Annotated in this window: 16 protein-coding genes; 13 read left to right on the top strand and 3 right to left on the bottom strand. The window is 72.2% G+C overall.

The window, feature by feature from the left end; all coding sequences use genetic code 11:
- Positions 1 to 89: 89 nt before the first annotated feature.
- The 8 genes from NAEX_RS03990 (at position 90) to NAEX_RS03955 (ending at position 8,123) form a co-directional block, all read left to right on the top strand.
- Positions 90 to 551: a hypothetical protein gene (locus tag NAEX_RS03990; protein ID WP_096326189.1), complete on the top strand. Its 462-nt coding sequence runs from the start codon at positions 90 to 92 to the stop codon at positions 549 to 551.
- Positions 538 to 1,386, top strand: a complete 849-nt coding sequence (locus NAEX_RS03985) for an HTTM domain-containing protein (RefSeq protein ID WP_143140440.1) — start codon at positions 538 to 540, stop codon at positions 1,384 to 1,386. Before NAEX_RS03990 ends, NAEX_RS03985 begins: the two co-directional genes overlap by 14 nt.
- A 156-nt stretch (positions 1,387 to 1,542) precedes the next feature.
- Positions 1,543 to 2,334 carry a fatty acid desaturase gene (locus NAEX_RS03980; protein WP_170135439.1) on the top strand — a complete coding sequence of 264 codons (792 nt, stop codon included), beginning with the start codon at positions 1,543 to 1,545 and terminating at the stop codon, positions 2,332 to 2,334.
- A gap of 4 nt (positions 2,335 to 2,338) precedes the next feature.
- Positions 2,339 to 3,205 (top strand): acyl-CoA desaturase, encoded by an 867-nt coding sequence (locus NAEX_RS03975; protein WP_096326186.1) that lies wholly within the window; start codon positions 2,339 to 2,341, stop codon positions 3,203 to 3,205.
- A gap of 8 nt (positions 3,206 to 3,213) precedes the next feature.
- Entirely contained in the window at positions 3,214 to 3,972 is a 759-nt protein-coding gene (locus NAEX_RS03970; RefSeq protein WP_170135438.1) for an enoyl-CoA hydratase/isomerase family protein, read from the top strand.
- Positions 3,973 to 3,976: 4 nt separating this feature from the next.
- Positions 3,977 to 5,110, top strand: coding sequence for a cyclopropane fatty acyl phospholipid synthase (gene cfa, locus NAEX_RS03965; RefSeq protein ID WP_096326184.1), 1,134 nt, complete (start codon positions 3,977 to 3,979; stop codon positions 5,108 to 5,110).
- A gap of 57 nt (positions 5,111 to 5,167) precedes the next feature.
- Positions 5,168 to 5,647 (top strand): hypothetical protein, encoded by a 480-nt coding sequence (locus tag NAEX_RS03960; RefSeq protein ID WP_096326183.1) that lies wholly within the window; start codon positions 5,168 to 5,170, stop codon positions 5,645 to 5,647.
- A 385-nt stretch (positions 5,648 to 6,032) separates the two neighbouring features.
- Positions 6,033 to 8,123 carry a DUF4215 domain-containing protein gene (locus tag NAEX_RS03955; protein ID WP_170135437.1) on the top strand — a complete coding sequence of 697 codons (2,091 nt, stop codon included), beginning with the start codon at positions 6,033 to 6,035 and terminating at the stop codon, positions 8,121 to 8,123.
- A 181-nt stretch (positions 8,124 to 8,304) separates the two neighbouring features.
- On the opposite strand, the gene NAEX_RS03950 is transcribed toward NAEX_RS03955, so the two are convergent.
- Entirely contained in the window at positions 8,305 to 9,120 is an 816-nt protein-coding gene (locus tag NAEX_RS03950; protein WP_096326181.1) for an SDR family NAD(P)-dependent oxidoreductase, read from the bottom strand.
- Positions 9,121 to 9,220: 100 nt separating this feature from the next.
- Positions 9,221 to 10,168, bottom strand: a complete 948-nt coding sequence (locus tag NAEX_RS03945) for a Na/Pi cotransporter family protein (RefSeq protein WP_170135436.1) — start codon at positions 10,166 to 10,168, stop codon at positions 9,221 to 9,223.
- A gap of 219 nt (positions 10,169 to 10,387) precedes the next feature.
- Between NAEX_RS03945 and NAEX_RS49560 the strand changes: the two genes are divergently transcribed.
- The 5 genes from NAEX_RS49560 to NAEX_RS03925 all read left to right on the top strand — a co-directional run bounded on the left by NAEX_RS49560 (position 10,388) and on the right by NAEX_RS03925 (position 16,065).
- Positions 10,388 to 10,867 carry a hypothetical protein gene (locus NAEX_RS49560; protein ID WP_170135435.1) on the top strand — a complete coding sequence of 160 codons (480 nt, stop codon included), beginning with the start codon at positions 10,388 to 10,390 and terminating at the stop codon, positions 10,865 to 10,867.
- 146 nt (positions 10,868 to 11,013) lie between these two features.
- A complete protein-coding gene (locus NAEX_RS03940) occupies positions 11,014 to 12,144 on the top strand; it encodes a metallophosphoesterase (protein ID WP_170135434.1) in 1,131 nt (376 codons plus the stop codon).
- A 195-nt stretch (positions 12,145 to 12,339) separates the two neighbouring features.
- Positions 12,340 to 14,610, top strand: coding sequence for a 5'-nucleotidase C-terminal domain-containing protein (locus NAEX_RS03935; protein WP_096326178.1), 2,271 nt, complete (start codon positions 12,340 to 12,342; stop codon positions 14,608 to 14,610).
- Complete coding sequence (locus tag NAEX_RS03930) at positions 14,610 to 15,212, top strand: tetratricopeptide repeat protein (protein ID WP_096326177.1); 603 nt, start codon at positions 14,610 to 14,612, stop codon at positions 15,210 to 15,212. The genes NAEX_RS03935 and NAEX_RS03930 overlap by 1 nt, the downstream gene beginning before the upstream one ends.
- Before the next feature lie 97 nt (positions 15,213 to 15,309).
- On the top strand, positions 15,310 to 16,065 hold the full coding sequence (locus NAEX_RS03925; protein ID WP_096326176.1) for a hypothetical protein: 756 nt from the start codon (positions 15,310 to 15,312) through the stop codon (positions 16,063 to 16,065).
- A 37-nt stretch (positions 16,066 to 16,102) separates the two neighbouring features.
- Here NAEX_RS03925 and NAEX_RS49555 read toward each other — a convergent pair whose 3' ends face one another.
- Entirely contained in the window at positions 16,103 to 16,777 is a 675-nt protein-coding gene (locus tag NAEX_RS49555) for a carbonic anhydrase family protein (RefSeq protein ID WP_170135433.1), read from the bottom strand.
- Positions 16,778 to 17,034 lie beyond the last annotated feature (257 nt).

Below are 17,034 nucleotides of genomic sequence, written 5' to 3'. Positions count from 1 at the left end.
GAAGGTCCGAACCGACAGGTGGCCGGGCTTGGGACGATCCGTCACGGCCCGAGCGCGCTGCGAGGAGCGGAATTTGTTAGGGTCGGGCCGTGACGACGACGACGGCGACGCGGACCCGGGCGCTCGTGTTCGTCGCGGTCGCGGCGGGGCTCCTGCTGATGCCGGCGTACCGCCAGGTGTTCGGCGGGCGCAGCCGGTTCGTGCGCGACTGGGAGCTGTTCAACGAGGTCGGCGTCGGGCTGGTGGTCGCGGAGTTCAGCGTCCGCGACGGAGACGGGCGCGAGACGCCGATCGATCGCTACGCCGCGCTGGGCCGCGAACGGCGGACCGCCCCGCGCTGGCTGCGGTCGATGAACGGCGAGGCGGGGCTGCTGCGGGTGGCCGGCGAGCTGTGCGGGAAGCTCGGGGCGGTCGACCTGCGCGCGCGCGCCAGCATCGCGACGATGCGCGGCTGGGTGCCGCTGCACGCCGGTGAACACGACCTGTGCCGGCCGCTGCCGCCGCGGCCGCAGATCCCGGGGACGCGGCCGCGTGGGCATGAAGACCCGTGAATCCGCGTGGGCGCGCCTCGTGGCGTGGGCCGGGGCCGAGGGCTCGACGGTGCCGATGGCGCTGATCCGGATCGGGCTCGCGCTGCTGCTGTGGGCCCGCTGGGGCGAGGACATGGTGCTCGTGCAGGCCGAGGGGCCGGCGATGCTGGCGCTGTCGGTCGGCTTCTTCGCGGCGACGGCGGCGATGCTCGTCGGCCTGTGGACGCGCGCGGCGACGGCGACGGCGGCGGCGGTGGTGGCGACGATGTACTTCGCGGTCGGGGCCGCGGGCGGGCGCACGGCGTGGATCCACCACCACCACTTCCTGCTGATGTCGGCGACGGTGCTGTGCGCGCTGACGCCGTGCGGGCGCTCGCTGTCCGTCGATCGCTGGCGGGCGCTGGCGCGGGCGCGGGACCGCGGGCTGCCGGCGCCGGCCGAGCGCGGGCCGCTGCTCGGGCTGCGGCTCATGACGGCGCAATTGTCGGCGGTGTACCTGTGGAGCGCGATCGACAAGTGCGAGGCCGGCTTTCTGTCGGGGGCGCGGCTCGAGCAGATCGCGGGGTTCTACTACGTCGGCTCGGACCTGCCTCTCGGGACAGGTCTGACGATCGTGTCGGCGACGGCGGCGTGGACGGTGGTCGCCCTGGAGTTCGCGCTGGCGATCGGGGTGTGGCGACCCCGGTGGCACCGGTGGCTGCTGCCGCTGGGCGCGGCGTTCCACGCCGGGCTGTACGTGCTGCTGCCGGTCCACACGTTCTCGGCGACGATGGTGCTGCTGTACCTGGCGGTGATCGATCCGCCGGCGGTCCACCGGGCGGTCGCCGCGGTCGCGCCGCGGGCGGACGAGGCGTGAGGTTAACTTTAAAACATGCTCGATCGGGCATGGCAGAAGGGCCATGTCATGGGGTGTCGAGGGGTGAAGCAGCCGCCCGGCGCCGGGAGGACTCGGGGCGCGTCCCCGTGCGCCGGCGTTGACGCGCCCGGGCTGCGCCTGATAAGGATCTGCGCGGTGCTCTCGGTCCTCCTCCTCTGCGTCGGGTTCGGCTGGCTGGCCAACATCAGCATCAGCGTCTACGCCCACCGCGCGCTGGCGCACAAGGCGGTGGCGCTGCACCCGGCGCCGGCGCACGTGTTCCGCTTCCTCATCTTCTTGACCACGGGCACGCGGGTGCGGGCGTGGGTGGCGGTCCACCGCAAGCACCACGCGTACGTCGACCGCGAGGGCGACCCGCACTCGCCGGTGGTCCACGGGATCGCGCCGATCTTCTTCGCCGGGTACCGCTATTACTTCCGCGAGAGCACGAACGAGGCGACGCTGCGGCGGTTCGGGCACGACTGCCCCGATGATTGGCTCGAGCGCAACCTCTACGAGGGGCGCAGCAACCTCGGGCTGGCGCTGCTGGCCGCGATGTATCTCGGGCTGCTGGGGCCGTGGCTGGGGCTCTTGGGCTTCGCGCTGCAGCTGATGTGGATGCCGCTGTGCGCGGGGGTAATCAACGGGCTCGGGCACCACGCGGGGTACCGCAATCACGAGACCCGCGACGGCAGCCGCAACGTGGTCCCGCTGGCGCTGGTGATCGCCGGCGAGGAGCTTCACAACAATCACCACCGGTTCCCGCGCTCGGCCAAGTTCTCGACCCGCTGGTGGGAGTTCGACGTCGGCTGGGCGATCGTCCGCGCGCTGGCGGCGTGCGGGCTGGCGCGCGAGCTTTACGTGTACGACCGCAAGTGGCGGCCGGGGGCGCCGCTGCCGGCGGTGCGGCCGGCCGAGGCGGCGCCGTTCGAGGCGGCCGGGAGCTGAGACGATGCAGGAGGGCCGCCGCAAGGGTTCGCTGCCGCTGTCGCAGCTGTCGTGGTCGGCGGCGGGGTTTTACCTGCTGGTCCACGCGCTGTGCCTCGGGGTGGTGTACACGGGGCTGTCGTGGCACGCGCTGGCGATCTTCGCCGGCTGCTTCGCGGTGCGGATGTTCGCGCTGACGGTCGGGTTCCACCGCTACTTCGCCCACCGCGCGTTCAAGACGTCGCGGTGGTTCCAGCTCCTGCTGGCGCTGCTCGGCAGCACGACGCTGCAGGGCGGGGTGATCTGGTGGGCCGAGACGCACCGCCGCCACCACCGCCACGCCGACACCGGCCGCGACCTGCACTCGCCGCAGTTCCAGGGCTTCTTCTATTCGCATTACCTGTGGTTCCTCGACCGCCGCAACCGGGTGACGGAGCACGCGGCGATCCCCGACCTGGCGCGTTACCCCGAATTGCGCTGGCTCGACACCTGGCACTTCGTGCCGTTCGCGGCGATGTGCGTCGGGCTGTATCATTATTGGGGTGTCGAGGGCGTGCTGTGGGGCGGGCTGCTGCCGACGGTGCTGATCTGGGAGATCACGCACTGGGTGCAGTCGTTCAGCCACGCGTGGGGCGGCTACCGCCGCTACGCCTGCGAGGACCTCAGCCGCAACCACTGGCCGCTCGGAGTGCTGGCGCTCGGCGAGTTCCACAACAACCACCACCGGTTCTCGTCGTCGGCCCGCCAGGGCCACGTGTGGTGGGAGTTCGACGTCGGCTGGTACGTGCTGCGGTTGTGGGCGGCGCTCGGCCTGGTGTGGGACCTGAAGACGCCGACGAGCCTGTCGCAAGGGACAGCCGGCGCGAGCGAGCGCGGGGAGCCATTCGTATGAGGTGGAGCGTGGAACGCAGCGAGGGCGCCGTGATCGTCACGATGCGCTCGAACCCGGTCAACCGCATGAACCCGGAGTTCTTCGGCGACCTGCACGCGGCGTTCGACGAGGTCGAGCAGGAACACCCGGCGCTGCCGGTGGTGCTGACGGCGGAGGGCAAGACGTTCTCGGCCGGGCTCGACTTCGAGGACGTGTTCCCGCGGTTCGCTCGCAACGACATGGACGAGCTGCAGGCGTGGTTCGACCGCTTCCGCGGCAGCCTGCTGCGGGTGTTCACCCTGCCGCGGCGCACGGTGGCGGCGATCAACGGCAACACGTTCGCCGGCGGGCTGATCCTGGCGGTCGCGTGCGACGTGCGGGTCGGCGCCGAGGGCCGCGCGCGCTTCGCCATCAACGAGGTGCCGGTCGGGATCCCGATGCCGTGGACGTACATCGAGATGGTCCGCTACGCGCTCGGGACGCCGGCGACCGCCGAGATGACGCTGTCGGGCCAGCTCTACGACGTCGCCGGGGCGCAGCGCCTGGGCGTGCTCCACCGCGTGGTCGCGCCCGAGCAGCTGCTGGCGGCGGCGCTCGAGGAGGCGCGGCGGATTGGGGTCGACAGCGCGTCGGCCTACGCGGCCAGCAAGCAGGCGCTGCAGCAGCCGACGCTGGCGGCGATCGCCGCCCACCCCGAGCTCGACCGGATGGCGATGCAGGTCGTCATGGCCCCCGACAGCGTGCGCGCCCAGGCCAGCGCGCTGGCGGCGCTGAAGAAGCGGGGCTGACGGCGTGGGCGGCGAGGGCAGCGCGGCGCGACGGGCGATCGAGCGGGCCCTGGAGCGCGCCGGGGCGCGCGTGGGCGGACCTGACCCCTGGGATATCCACGTCCACGACCCGCGGTTCTGGCGGCGGGTCGCGCTCGGCGGGTCGCTGGCGCTCGGCGACAGCTACATGGACGGCTGGTGGGACTGCGCGGCGATCGACGAGCTGACGGCGCGGGTGCTGGCGACCAGCGGCGACGAGGCGCTGTTCGACTGGCGCACGGCGGTGCTGGCGACGGCGTCGCGGCTGGTCAACCTGCAGTCGAGCCGGCGCGCGATCCAGGTGGCGGAGGTCCACTACGACCTCGACACCGCGCTGTTCGCGGCGATGCTCGGGCCGACGATGGCCTACTCGTGCGCCTACTGGCGCGCGGCCGACGACCTCGACGCGGCCCAGCGGGCCAAGTTCGAGCTGGTCTGCGCCAAGCTGTACCTCGGGACAGGCGAGTCGCTGCTCGACATCGGCTGCGGCTGGGGCGGGCTGGTCCGCCACGCGGCCCGGACCCGCGGGGCGCGAGCGGTCGGCGTCACGGTGTCGGCGCCGCAGCGCGACTGGGCCGCCGCCCACGACGACGGGCGCGGGGCCGAGTACCACGCGCTCGACTGGCGCGACCCGGCGCTCACGCGCATGGGCCCGTTCGACAAGATCTGCAGCGTGGGGATGTTCGAGCACGTCGGCCACCGCAACTACCGCGAGTTCTTCGCCACGGCCCACCGGCTGCTGCGCGACGACGGGCTGGTCCTGCTGCACACGATCGGCAACGAGCACGGACGCACCGACGCCTGGCTCAACCGCCACATCTTCCCCAACGGGGCGCTGCCGGCCACCGCCGACATCAGCCGCGCGGTCCAGGGCCTGTTCGTGATCGAGGACTGGCACAACTTCCGCGCCGACTACGACCGCACGGTCATGGCCTGGCACGCGAACTTCGTCCGCTACGCGGAGGCGCGCGGGGCGGCGATGCCGGCGCGGTTTTACCGGATGTGGAGCTATTACCTGCAGACGATGGCCGGGTCGTTCCGCGCCGGCTGCCGCAATCAACTGTGGCAGATCGTGCTGTCGAAGCGCGGGGTGCGGGGTGGGTACCGATCGATCCGCTGAGCGGGCGCGGCGGGCAGGCCTTCGGCGGCCGGAGGGTGTGTTAACCTCTCCGCCAGGATGAGCGACCGCGCGAACGATTCACGCCCCGGTGCGGCTCCGTCGACCCTGGCGCTGCTGGTGCTCGCGCTCGCCGTCGGTGGCGGGTGCGAGCGCGAGGACGGCGAGGAGGCGGCGGTGGCGGCCTGCGGGGCGGCGGAGTCGGCGGCGGCGTGCGAGGGGATCGTGAAGTCCTCGTATCGCTGCGCCTGGGTGCGGACCGTGGTCGTCACCGGCGACTGCGAGACGGTGGACGAGCAGCGCTGCGTGCCCTTCGCCGAGCAGGCGGTCCCGCCGGCCTGCCTGCCGATCCGGGGGTGCCACGGGTCGCAGCCGGGGCAGCCGGGGATGTTGATCGCGCCCGCGTTCCGCGAAGAGGCGCAGGGCGCCACGCGGCTGGTGGACAGGTGCTATGCGGAGGCGCTCGGCTACGACGCGTGCGAATCGGGCGCCGCGGCCGACGCCGCCCATCCGGCGTGCGCGTGCGTGTGCGAGCCGTGACGGGCGGCGCGAGCCGGCGAGCCGTGCGTCGGGCGGGCGCGCTGATTCGGCATCGCCGGGCCCCTCGCGCCGCGGGCAAGCGCTGATTCACGCGCGCGCGGCGACGGCCGCGGGCTCGGCCAGGCGACGCCTGCGATCGCCGCGGAGTAATTGTCTGCAGGGCGAAATCATGCGAGTGTCCGCGTTCGCCCGTGGAGGCCCGACGTTGCGCGTCGCCGGTCGCGCCGCGGGGCGAAATCATAGGACTGTCCGCGTTCGCCCGCGGCACGACATTGCGCCTGGTCCGCCGGGGTCGCGGGGCGAGATCATGCGAATGCACGCGTTCGCCCGCGCAGGCACGACATTGCGCGTTGCCGGCATTCGTGCCGGGCTCTACTGTCGGCCGATGCGATTTGAGCGTTGGGTAGGGAAGGGCGATCTGTGCGCTCTGGTGATGACGGCGGCGCTGGCCGCGGGCTGCGGCGGGCGGAGCGGGACCACGGGGGTCGACGAGACGAGCACGGGCACGGAGACCGGCACCGGAACCGACACGACGGCGGTCGACGAGACGAGCTCGGGCGAGCCGGAGACCTCGACCACGGAGACGGCGTCGGCGAGCGAGACGGGGACCGGCGAGTCGACGACGACCGGCGAGCCGGGTGAGACGGACACGGACTCGACGACCGGGATGCCGCCGGTGGAGTGCGGCAACGGGGTGGTGGAGGCCGGCGAGGGCTGCGACAACGGGGCGGACAACGGCGACGGCAAGGCGTGCAAGGCCGACTGCACGCCGAACGTGTGCGGCGACGGGGCCGTGGGGCCGGGGGAGGGCTGCGACGACGGCAACGGCCGCGACGGCGACGCGTGCACCAACGCGTGCGCGGTGCCGGAGTGCGGCGACGGGGTGGCCGGGTTGATGGAGGAGTGCGACGACGGCAACGGCGTCGACACCGACGCCTGCACCAACGCCTGCACGAGCGCGACCTGCGGCGACGGGCTGGTCCAGGACGTCGTCGGCGAGGAGTGCGACGACGAGGCGAACAACGGCCCGACGGCGGCCTGCACGGCGGCATGCAAGCAGGCGGTGTGCGGCGACGGCTTCGTCCAGGACGGCGTCGAGGCCTGCGACCTCGGCAAGGACAACGGCCCCGGGCAGGAGTGTCTGGCGGGCTGCGTGCTCAACGTCTGCGGCGACGGCGATCGGAGCCCGAGCGAGGCCTGCGACGACGGCGGCACCGAGCCCGGCGACGGCTGCAACGCGGCGTGCGAGCTCGAGGCGTGCGGCAACGGGGTGCTCGACGCCGGCGAGGCGTGCGACGACGGCGACGCCGACAACGACGACGCGTGTACGACGCTGTGCAAGCCGGCGACCTGCGGCGACGGGTTCACGCAGGGCAGCGCGGGCGAGGCCTGCGACCTCGGCCCCGACAACAAGGACACCGGCGACTGCACCCTCGGCTGCCAGCTCCCGACCTGCGGCGACGGCCTGGTGTGGGACAACCACGAGCAGTGCGACGACGGGCCCAAGAACGGCGACGAGGCGTGGTGCAAGTCGGACTGCACCGACAACGTCTGCGGCGACGGCTTCAAGGCCCCCGACGAGGAGTGCGACGACGCCAACCAGAGCAACGACGACGCCTGCACGACGGTGTGCAAGAACGCGGCGTGCGGCGACGGCTTCGTCCAGGCGGGCGAGGAGTGCGACGAGGGCGACGCCAACGCCGAGGACGCCGCGTGCACGAACATCTGCCAGCAGGCGGAGTGCGGCGACGGCCTGGTGCTCGCGGGCGTCGAGGAGTGCGACGACGGCAACCCGATCGACACCGACGCGTGCGTGCAGTGCCAGACGGCGACCTGCGGCGACGGCTTTTTGCGCATGGACACCGAGCAGTGCGACGACGGCAACGCGGTCGCGGGCGACGGCTGCGACGCGACGTGCAAGCTCGAGCTCGGGGCGCAGGTCAAGCTGACCGGGCTGGGCGTCGCGGTGCCCGACGGGACGTACAAGGGCCAGCTGGCGCAGATGGCCTGCGTCAACCTGAACGTCAACAACGCCAACAAGGTCGCCGACGTCACGCTGCAGGTCGGCATCACCCACACGTGGGTCGGCGACCTGGTGTTCAAGCTGGTCAGCCCCGACAACAAGGTGCTGACGGTGATGAGCCGCCCCGGCAACACCGAGCCGCTCGACGACGGCGTGTCCGGCTCGGGCGGCGACTCGTCCAACATCTCGAAGGACTTCCCGGTGCTGTTCCGCGACGGCGGGCTGAAGAACGCCGAGCTGATGGGCAACACCCTCGCCGACGGGGCGACCGTGTGCCAGGCCGACGGGGCCTGCGACTACTTCCCCAACCACGGCGCCGGCCCCGGCCTGAGCTTCGCCGACTTCGACGGCATCGCCGCCAAGGGCACGTGGAAGTTCTGCGCGGGCGACCGCGCCGGCTCGGACGCCGGCACGATCGACAGCGTGACGCTGACGCTGACGCTGATGCCGTGAACACGACGCCGGTCGCTCCCGCAAAAACGGGGCGACCGGCGGCGAGCCGCGCGTGACGCTGCTCGTGCCGCTCGCCGCGATGCTGGCGGCCGAGTGCGTCGATCCCAGGACCGCGACCGAGCGCCGGCGCGCCAGGGAGCGGACGGGGTCCGGGTCGGGCCGGCAGCCGGCCGCGCGCCGATCAGGGCTGCGTCGCGCCCGTGGCGTGCAGCTCCCTGGCCGGCTTCGGCCGCATGAGTCGGCCGGACAGCCTGGCGACGAACTCGCGGGTGAACCACCGGCTCGACAGGGCGGTGACGTAGTTGCTCAGGCCGTGGACGACGTGCGAGCGGTCGGCCGCGAAGGCCTTGAGGCCGAGGCGGACCACGTCCTCGGCGGCGGCCTTCTTGCCGAAGGCGGCCGCTTCGCCGGCGCGCGCGAAGAACGGGGTGTCGGTGGCGCCGGGGCACAGCGCCAGGACCCGCACGCCGCGGCCGCGGTACTCGGCCCACAGGGCCTCGCTGAACGACAGCACGAACGCCTTGCTGGCGGCGTACACCGCCATGTACGGCACGGCCTGGAACGCGGCCGTCGAGGCGACCTGGATGACGCCGCCGCGGCGGCGCTCGATGTCCGGGAGGAACAGGTAGGTCAGCTCGACCAGGGCGCCGACGTTGAGATCGATCTCCTCGCGCTGGGTCGCCAGGTCGACGGTCGTGAACGCGCCGTAGGTGGCGAAGCCGGCGTTGTTGATCAGCACGTCGACCTCCAGGCCGAGGGCCTGCACCGCCGCGTGGACGCGCGCCGCGGCGCCGGGGCGCGCGAGGTCCTCGGCGATCACGTCGACGCGGACGCCGTGTCCGGCCGCGAGCTCGGCCGCGAGCGCGCGCAGTTTCTCCTCGCTGCGCGCGACCAACACCAACCGCGCGCCGAGCCGCGCGAGCTCGCGGGCGAAGGCCGCCCCGATGCCCATCGAACCGCCGGTCACCACCACCGTCTTGCCCGTAAAGTCGTACATGGGCGCGAAGGATGCAGGGCGGACGGGTGCCCAGCAACGTGCATCCATGGCAACCCGTTTTCCATTCCTGCAAACCACCCGCGAGGCCATGGGTCGGTTGTCACGCGGGGCGGCGGTCGGGGAGCCATCGCCGCAGCCCGCGGGCGGCCCACGGCACGAGCGGCAGCGCGAGCAGGGCCGCGATCGTATTGAACAGCACGTGCGCGTTCGCCAGCTGCCGCCCTGCAGACGCGCCGGGGCTGAGCGCAGCGGCGCCTGCGGTCAGGACTCCGATGCACACCGCGCCGAGCGCGACCGAGACGATGTTGAAGAGCAGGTGAAACAGGCCGGTGCGCACGGCCGCCCGGCTGCGTCCGGAGCAGGCCACGAGCGTGTCGGCGCACGTGCCGATCTCCGCGCCGAGCATCACCGAGACCCCGGCCGTCAACGGCATCATCCCGCCGTTGCACACCTGGATCGCCAGCCCGAGCGTCGCCGACGAGCTCTGGATCACGAGCGTGACCAGGCCGCCGGCGACGAGCCCCCGCATCGGCTCCGTCAGCGACTGCAGCCAGGCGAGGACGTCGGGAGCGGCGCGCAACGGCTCCACGGCGGCCTCGACCGCCTCGAGGCCATAAAAGACGAGGCCGACGCCGGTGAGGACGCGCAGCCGCAGCTCGGTCCGCTGCGAGCGCGCGAACAGCCGGCCGAGCACCCCGACGAACAGCAACACCGGCGCGGCCTGGCCGATGTTCAGCGCGATGATCTGGCTCGAGACGGTGGTCCCGATGTTGGCGCCGAGCACGATCCCGAGCGCGTTCTCGAAGTCGAGCGCATCCGCGTCGACCAGCGCGATCAGCAGCACGATCACCGCCGACGACGAGTCGAGCAAGGCGGTCGTCCAAACGCCGGTGAGCAGCGCGAGCCACGGCCGCCGCGACATTCGCAGCAGCCATGCGCGGATCCGCTCCGAGCCGAGCGACTGCAGCGCGCTCGACAACTCCTCGAGCCCGAGCAAGAACAGCGCCAGCGCCCCGAGCACCGACAGGACGATCGCGTGGGTCGCCACGCCGGCACCATGACACGGGAGCGCGGCGCCGCCGGCACCGGCCGCCTGATTTGACGCGACGGTGACCCTCCGGGGCCGCCAACGCCACGGCCGCCGGCTTCGACTCGCGGCCTCGCGCGGCTCGTCGCGCCGGCCGCTACGACGCGGAGCACGCGGCGCTGCGCCGCGAGTCGCACGGACCCTGCCGAGAGGCGGTCGATCGGCGGCGAGGAGCCTTCGATGCCGTGGGCGCAGGCGACGACGTCGCTCCGACCCGCGCAACGGTGCGAGCGCGGCGACGACGCGTCGAACAACACGAGCACGACCGGCGCGAGCACCGGCGCGAGCGCGGCGAGCAGCAGCGGCGAGCCGACGAGCGTGGGCACCATCACCGGCGCGAGCGCGACGGGCAGGACAAAACCCGCCGCGTGCATCGTCGAGCCGGCGCAGACCGGGCCCCCGACGGCTCGTCCACGGCACATTCGGGCCGCCACGGTCCAGGTTCACTGCGACGATTCGGACGGCGGCGAATTAACGTGTCCGGGCGGTGGGGCCAGCGGAAACATCAACCAGGGAGCAGCGGAGGTCGGCACGTCGACGCGGCGCTCGGCGGGTCGATTCGACGCGGAGCCGCGCCGCGAAATCCTCCTCGGGTCGTCGGTCGCGCCGGCCGGCCCGCGAGCGGCAATCCTGCTACCCGGCGCCTGCGCCGCCGGGTAGTCACTTCGTACATGTCTGCAAAGACAGGCGAGCCCTCTCGTCGCGTCCCGGCGGCGCGCCCGCTCGCCACGGGCTCGTGACAATCGGCGGAGAGAAGTTTCCGGCGCTCCGCCAGGATGACGCCGGCGACTGCCAGCATTCGCGGCATGAGGATCTCCGGGGACGCGTGGTTTTTCGGCATCGGCCTGCTCGCAACGGCCTGCCATGATTCGGGCTGGGAGACCGACGAGGAGTCGGCGCAGATCGAGACTATCGACGATGTCATGACTTCCGAGCGCCACGAGGAACGGGCGGCGCTCGCCGCCGACGAGCCGCCCGCGAGCGCCCCGCGGTCGCTGCAGTCGTCGCCGTTCACCCCCGGCTCGACGGTGTTCGCCGTGCTGCCCGACACCCAGTACTACGCGCTCGGATACCCGGGCCTGCTCGAGATGCAGGCCTGGTGGATCGCCCAGAAGGCCGAGGAGCTGGGCATCGCCCACGTCTTTCACCTCGGCGACATCGTCCACAACAACACGGACCTCGAGTGGGAGCGGGCCAGCGCGGCGATGAGCCTCCTCGACGGCGTGGTCCCGTACGCCCTCGTGCCCGGGAACCACGACTACGGCCCCTCGGGCACGGCCACCAGCCGCGACTCCGGCCTCAACGAGTGGTTCTCGTTCGCCGACGCCGCGGCGTCGCCGAGCTTCGGCGGGGCCTTCGAGGCGGGCAAGCTCGACAACACGTATCGCGTGTTCGAGGCCGGCGGCCACGCCTGGATCGCGCTGATGCTCGAGTGGGGTCCGCGCGACGAGGTCGTCGCCTGGGCCGACGCGGTGATGACCGCGCACCCCGATCACCTGGGGATCCTCGTGACCCACGCGTACCTCGACAACAACGACCTGCGTCAGGACCACACCGACGCGCTGCACCCGCAGAAGCACAACCCCCACGACTACGCGACCCCCGGGTCGGTCAACGACGGCGAGGAGCTGTGGCAGAAGCTGGTCCGCCGCCACCGCTTCGTCATGACCCTGAGCGGGCACATCCTCGGCGACGGCACCGGTTACCTCGCCAGCGTCGACGACCACGGCCGCGTCGTCCACCAGATGCTCGCCAACTATCAGATGCGCGCGGTCGGCGGCGAGGGCTACCTGCGCCTGCTCGAGCTCATGCCCGACGGCCGCACCGTGCATGTCCGCACCTACTCGCCGCTGCTCGACCGCTACCTCGTCGACGCCGACCAGCAGTTCACGATCGAGCTCGACGTCGATGGACGGGCAGCGCCCCCGTCGCCATGACGCGGCCATGGGGGATGCCCCGGGGAAGTGCGGCGGGGCGCGTCGGATTCATGGGTGTGACGCGCCTGTGAGGGCATTGTCGATATCGACGTGCGCACGACGCCGTCCGGAGCTTGACACGGCGAAATCGCCCTGGGCACTATCCGCCCGCCGCCGCGACGACATCGCTGGCGCTCGCTCGAAGGGGTCATGACAATGCGCGTCTCGTCCCGCATCCTCGCGCTCACCGCCCTCGCGGCGGCCGCTCCCATCGCCTGTGGCGATTCGTCGGCGTCCTCGGCCACCGAATCGAGCGGTACGCTCGACTCGAGCGGCACCACCGGTTCGACCTCGACGACCCCGACGACCTCGACCTCGGACGCGACGCAGTCGTCGGACACGAGCGCGAGCAGCACCGGCGAGCCGGCGACGCCGGAGGGCGCGCGGGCCGTGGTCGCGCTGCTCGAGACGACCGACCTGCACACGACGATCCTCGGCTACGACTACTTCAAGCTGACCGAGGACCCGTCGTTCGGGCTCGAGCGCACGGCGACGCTGATCCAGCAGGCCCGCCAGGAGTTCGCCAACACCTTCCTCGTCGACAACGGCGACACGATCCAGGGGACGGTGCTGGCCGACTTCCAGGCGCTGGTCGAGCCGATCGACTGCGCGGACACGCTGGCGATCTACAAGGTGATGAACCACCTCGAGTTCGACGTCGGCGGGATCGGCAACCACGAGTTCAATTACGGGCTGCCGTTCCTGTCGCAGGTGACGCACACGCCGTTCGAGGTCGCCGGGCTCGACTTGGCCGGCATGGACGCGTGCGCCGGCCCGGCGTTCCCGCAGCTGTCGAGCAACGTGTTCAGCGTCTCCAGCGAGGCGACGCTGTTCCCGGCGACGGCGCTGCTGTCGCGCACGATCACGGCGGTGGGCCCCGACGAGGCCCCGATCGAGTCGACGCTGACGATCGGGTTCGTCGACATCACGCCGCCGCAGATCCTCAACTGGGACAAGAAGTGGCTCGACGGCAAGGTCTACACCGCCGGGGTCCAGGAGGTCGTGCCGCCGCTGGTCGAGGCGCTGCGCGGGCAGGGGGCCGACCTGGTGGTGGCGATCATCCACGGCGGGCTCGACGACGCCGAGTACACGCCGGCGCTCGAGAATCAGGGCTGGTACCTCGCGCAGGTGCCGGGGATCGACGCGATGCTGATGGGCCACTCGCACCAGGTGTTCCCCAACGCGGCCAGCACGCTGCCGCAATTCGACCTGCCGATGGTCGACAAGACGGCCGGCTCGGTCGCCGGCGTGCCGGCGGTGATGGCCAACTTCTGGGGACAGCACCTCGGCGTGATGAAGCTCGGGCTGGTACACAGCGGCGACCGCTGGACGATCGACGCCGGCGAGACGATCGTCGAGACGCGGCCGATCTCCACCACGTGCATGGGCGGGCTGCCCGTGGCCTGCGACGCCGAGCAGAAGTGGCGCACCGGGCAGCCGTGCGCATTCGCGGGGATGTGCGAGGGGCAGGCCGACAAGGCCAAGATCTACGTCGACGCCGAGCCGTCGATCGCACCGCTGGTGGCGGCCGAGCACGAGGCCACGATCGCCTACGTCAAGACGCCGATCGGTACGACCGACTTCGAGATGACGACGGTGTTCGCCGACGTCGGCGACGTCGGCGCGATCCAGATCGTCAATCAGGCCCAGGCGGACTATGTCGTGGCCTACATCGAGGCCAACCTGCCGGAGTACGCCGACCTGCCGGTGCTGTCGATGAGCGCGCCGTTCAAGTCGGGCTTCCAGGGCGGCAATGACTACACCGACGTGCCCGCCGGCAGCATCGCCATCAACAACGCGGCCGACCTCTACCTCTACGCCAATACGGCGCAGGCGGTGAAGGTGACCGGGGCGGAGCTGCAGGACTGGCTCGAGACGGCGGCGCTCCGCTTCAACCAGATCGACCCCGCCGTGGCGACGCCGCAGCCGCTCATCAATCCCGCGATGCCCGGCTACAACTTCGACATGATCACCGACCCCCGGGTCTCGTACGAGATCGACGTGACCCAGCCGCTGCCGCCGATGGGCGAGAAGGCGAGCGGCCGGATCAAGAACCTCACCTTCGAGGGCGCGCCGATCGAGCCCGACGCCGAGTTCATCGTCGCCACCAACAACTATCGCGCGAGCGGCGGCGGCCAGTTCCCCGGCCTCGACGGCACGAAGACGATCTACGCGGCGCCCGACACCAACCGCGAGGTCCTCATCGCCTACATCAAGAAGATCTCCGAGCTCACCCGTGCCGCCAACGGCTCGGCCCGGAGCTGGCGCTTCAAGCAGGTGGTGACGATGGGGCCGGTGACGTTCTCGTCGGCGCAGAACGCCCTGCCGAAGGCGCAGGAGGCCGGGATCGCCGGGATCTCGCTGGTCCAGCAGGACGACGGCAGCGGCAAGTCGCTGTCGCTCTACGCGATCGACCTGAGCAAGTGATGCGACGCGCCATCTTCATCCTCGCGCTGTGCCGATGCGCGCCGGCGGGCGACCGTGACGCTCACGAGCGGGCCAGGCACATCGAACCCGTCGAGGACGCGGAGCACGTGGAGCACGCGGCGAGGGCGGGGGAGGCAGGTGATGTCGGGGCCCAGGTCGCGCTCGGGCGCCTCTTGCTGCGCGGCTCGGCGGAGGTGGCGCGTGACGTCGGACGCGCGCGGGCGCTGTTCCTCTCCGCGGAGGCGGCGCGGCCCGGGTCGGCTGCGTACGAGCTCGGGCTCATGAGTCAGAGCGGGCAGGGGGCGCCGGCCGATCCGTCGGCGGCGGTGCGGTGGTTCGAGCAGGGGGTCCGCGCCGGTTCGGCCGACGCGATGTTCATGCTGGCGAATGCGGCGCGCGCGGGGATCGGCATGCCGGCCGATCCGGCCCGCGCGGTCTCCCTCTACGAACAGGCGGCGGCGCTCGAGCACCCCGAGGCGATGCAGGCGCTCGCGCTGGCGCACCTGCACGGCGAGCTGGGGCTCGCGGTCGACGAGGTCGAGTCGCGCCGCTACATGGCGGCGGCCGGGCACGCGCTTCAGCATCGTCATCGCCACCCGTGAACGCCGGGTCCGCTGGCAGCCCCGCGCGGCGCCGGGGGCCCCGGTGGGAGTCGGAGCCGGATCGATCGCGCCGAGGTTCGCGGTAGCATCGGGCGCCGTGACCCGCACCGAAGGCCCGATCGCCGCGCCCGAAGCGTTGCTCACCACCCTCGCCGAATACCGCCAGCTCCACGTGCTGTTCGCCGGCGTCGATCCGCGCCACGAGTGGGCGCGGCGGGTCGCAGGGTCGCCCGAGCTCGACCTCGACGCGGTCGCCGCGCTCGAGCGCGACCTCGAGGCCGAGCTGTCCGACGCCCTGCTCGCGGTGCTCGCGTGCCGGGTGCCGCACCTCGAGGACCACTACGACATGACGCTGCGCCAGATCGGCGCGCACGCCGAGGCGGCCTGGTCGCGCGGCTGTCCCCGCGACCAGGTGGCCGTGGCGCGCGCGCGGGACGTGTTCTACTGCGTCCCGCGGCGGATGCGGCCGTGGGCGACGACGGCGATCGCCGCGTGGTCGGGCCGCGAGCTCGAGCTGCCGCGCGGGCTCGACAAGTGGATCGCCGACGAGCCGATGGATGGCCTTTGGGACATGTTGTGCGAGCTCGACCTGATCGACCCGGGCGCCCGCGAGCCCGTGCCGGCGCACGCGCGGCCCGACGCCGCGCCGGCGCTGGTGCCCCGGCTCGTGCGGCAGGTCGTCGCGGCGTCCGCGGCGGCGCGGCGGGTCCAGCACCCGAAGTTCGGCGCCGGGCGGGTGATGCAGGAGATCGGCGACGGCGACGCGCGCAAGCTCGTGGTCGACTTCGGCGCGCCGCACGGGGTGCGCACGCTCCTCGCCCGCTTCGTCAGCGAGCTCCCGCCGGCTCCGTGAGCGGCGACGACCGCTCGGCCGACGGCGCCGAGCGAGCTCAGGCGATCAGGGCGAAGTTGCGGAGGACGTAGCGGCGCATCAGCGGCTGGACGAGGCGGCTGGTCTTGGGGTCGAGCTGCAGCGGCCCGGGCCCCTCGACGGCCTTCGGGTCGCGCAGCACCGTCCACGTCACGATCTCCTCGGTGTCGCCGGTCGTCATCGAGCCCTCGTAGCGGAAGTAGGCGCGGTCTTCGGGCAGGTAGATCGAGGGATCGATCTCGTAGTCCTGCCGGGCGTCGCGCGCGGCCCGGGTGACGGCGCGGCCGTCGAAGTGGCCGCGCAGCCAGGGCGCGAGCGCGTGCACGGGGGCGGTCTTGTCGGTGGTGGGCGCGAGCATGACGCCGACGAACAGGTAGGCCGAGGGGTAGGCGTCGGGGTATTCGAGGATCTCGTGGACGAGGTGCAGCTCGAGCTCGGCGATCATGCCGTCGATGCGGTGCTCGCCCGGCGCGTGGAAGTGGAGCTTGCGCAGCGGACACTTCATGCCGTCGAACACGACCTGGGAGACGGGACCCGCCCGGTCGAGCACGAGCTCCTCGCCCACGAGCGTGCCGGCGACCTTGGTGTATTGAAACTCGAGCGGCCTCAGCTCGGGCGCGTAATAGCTCTTGAGGGTGTTGAGCTTGATCGGCGACTGCTGGGTGCGCTGCGGGGTGACGAGGGGTGCTGGCATGACCGGACCTGATAGCGCGGCTCGCCGGGGCGGCAAGCCGGGTCGCCCGCGGCCGTCGCAGCGCCGCAGAGGCCGCTCGCGGGCGGTGAGCGGGAATGGGCCGGGGCGAACTCGAGCCGGCGATCCTCGGCGCGAGGAACGATGATTCGTCGGGGGTCCGGAGATTCGTCGATCCGCGATCCAATGATAGGACAGCCCTCGCGCGAATCGTCGGTCTCGACCGCGGCGCTCGCATTGCCCGAGCGGTTCCGCCCGCT

The sequence above is a fragment of the Nannocystis exedens genome, assembly GCF_002343915.1.
Lineage (GTDB): Bacteria > Myxococcota_A > Polyangia > Nannocystales > Nannocystaceae > Nannocystis > Nannocystis exedens.
This window is presented reverse-complemented; position numbering and strand designations above follow the sequence as displayed.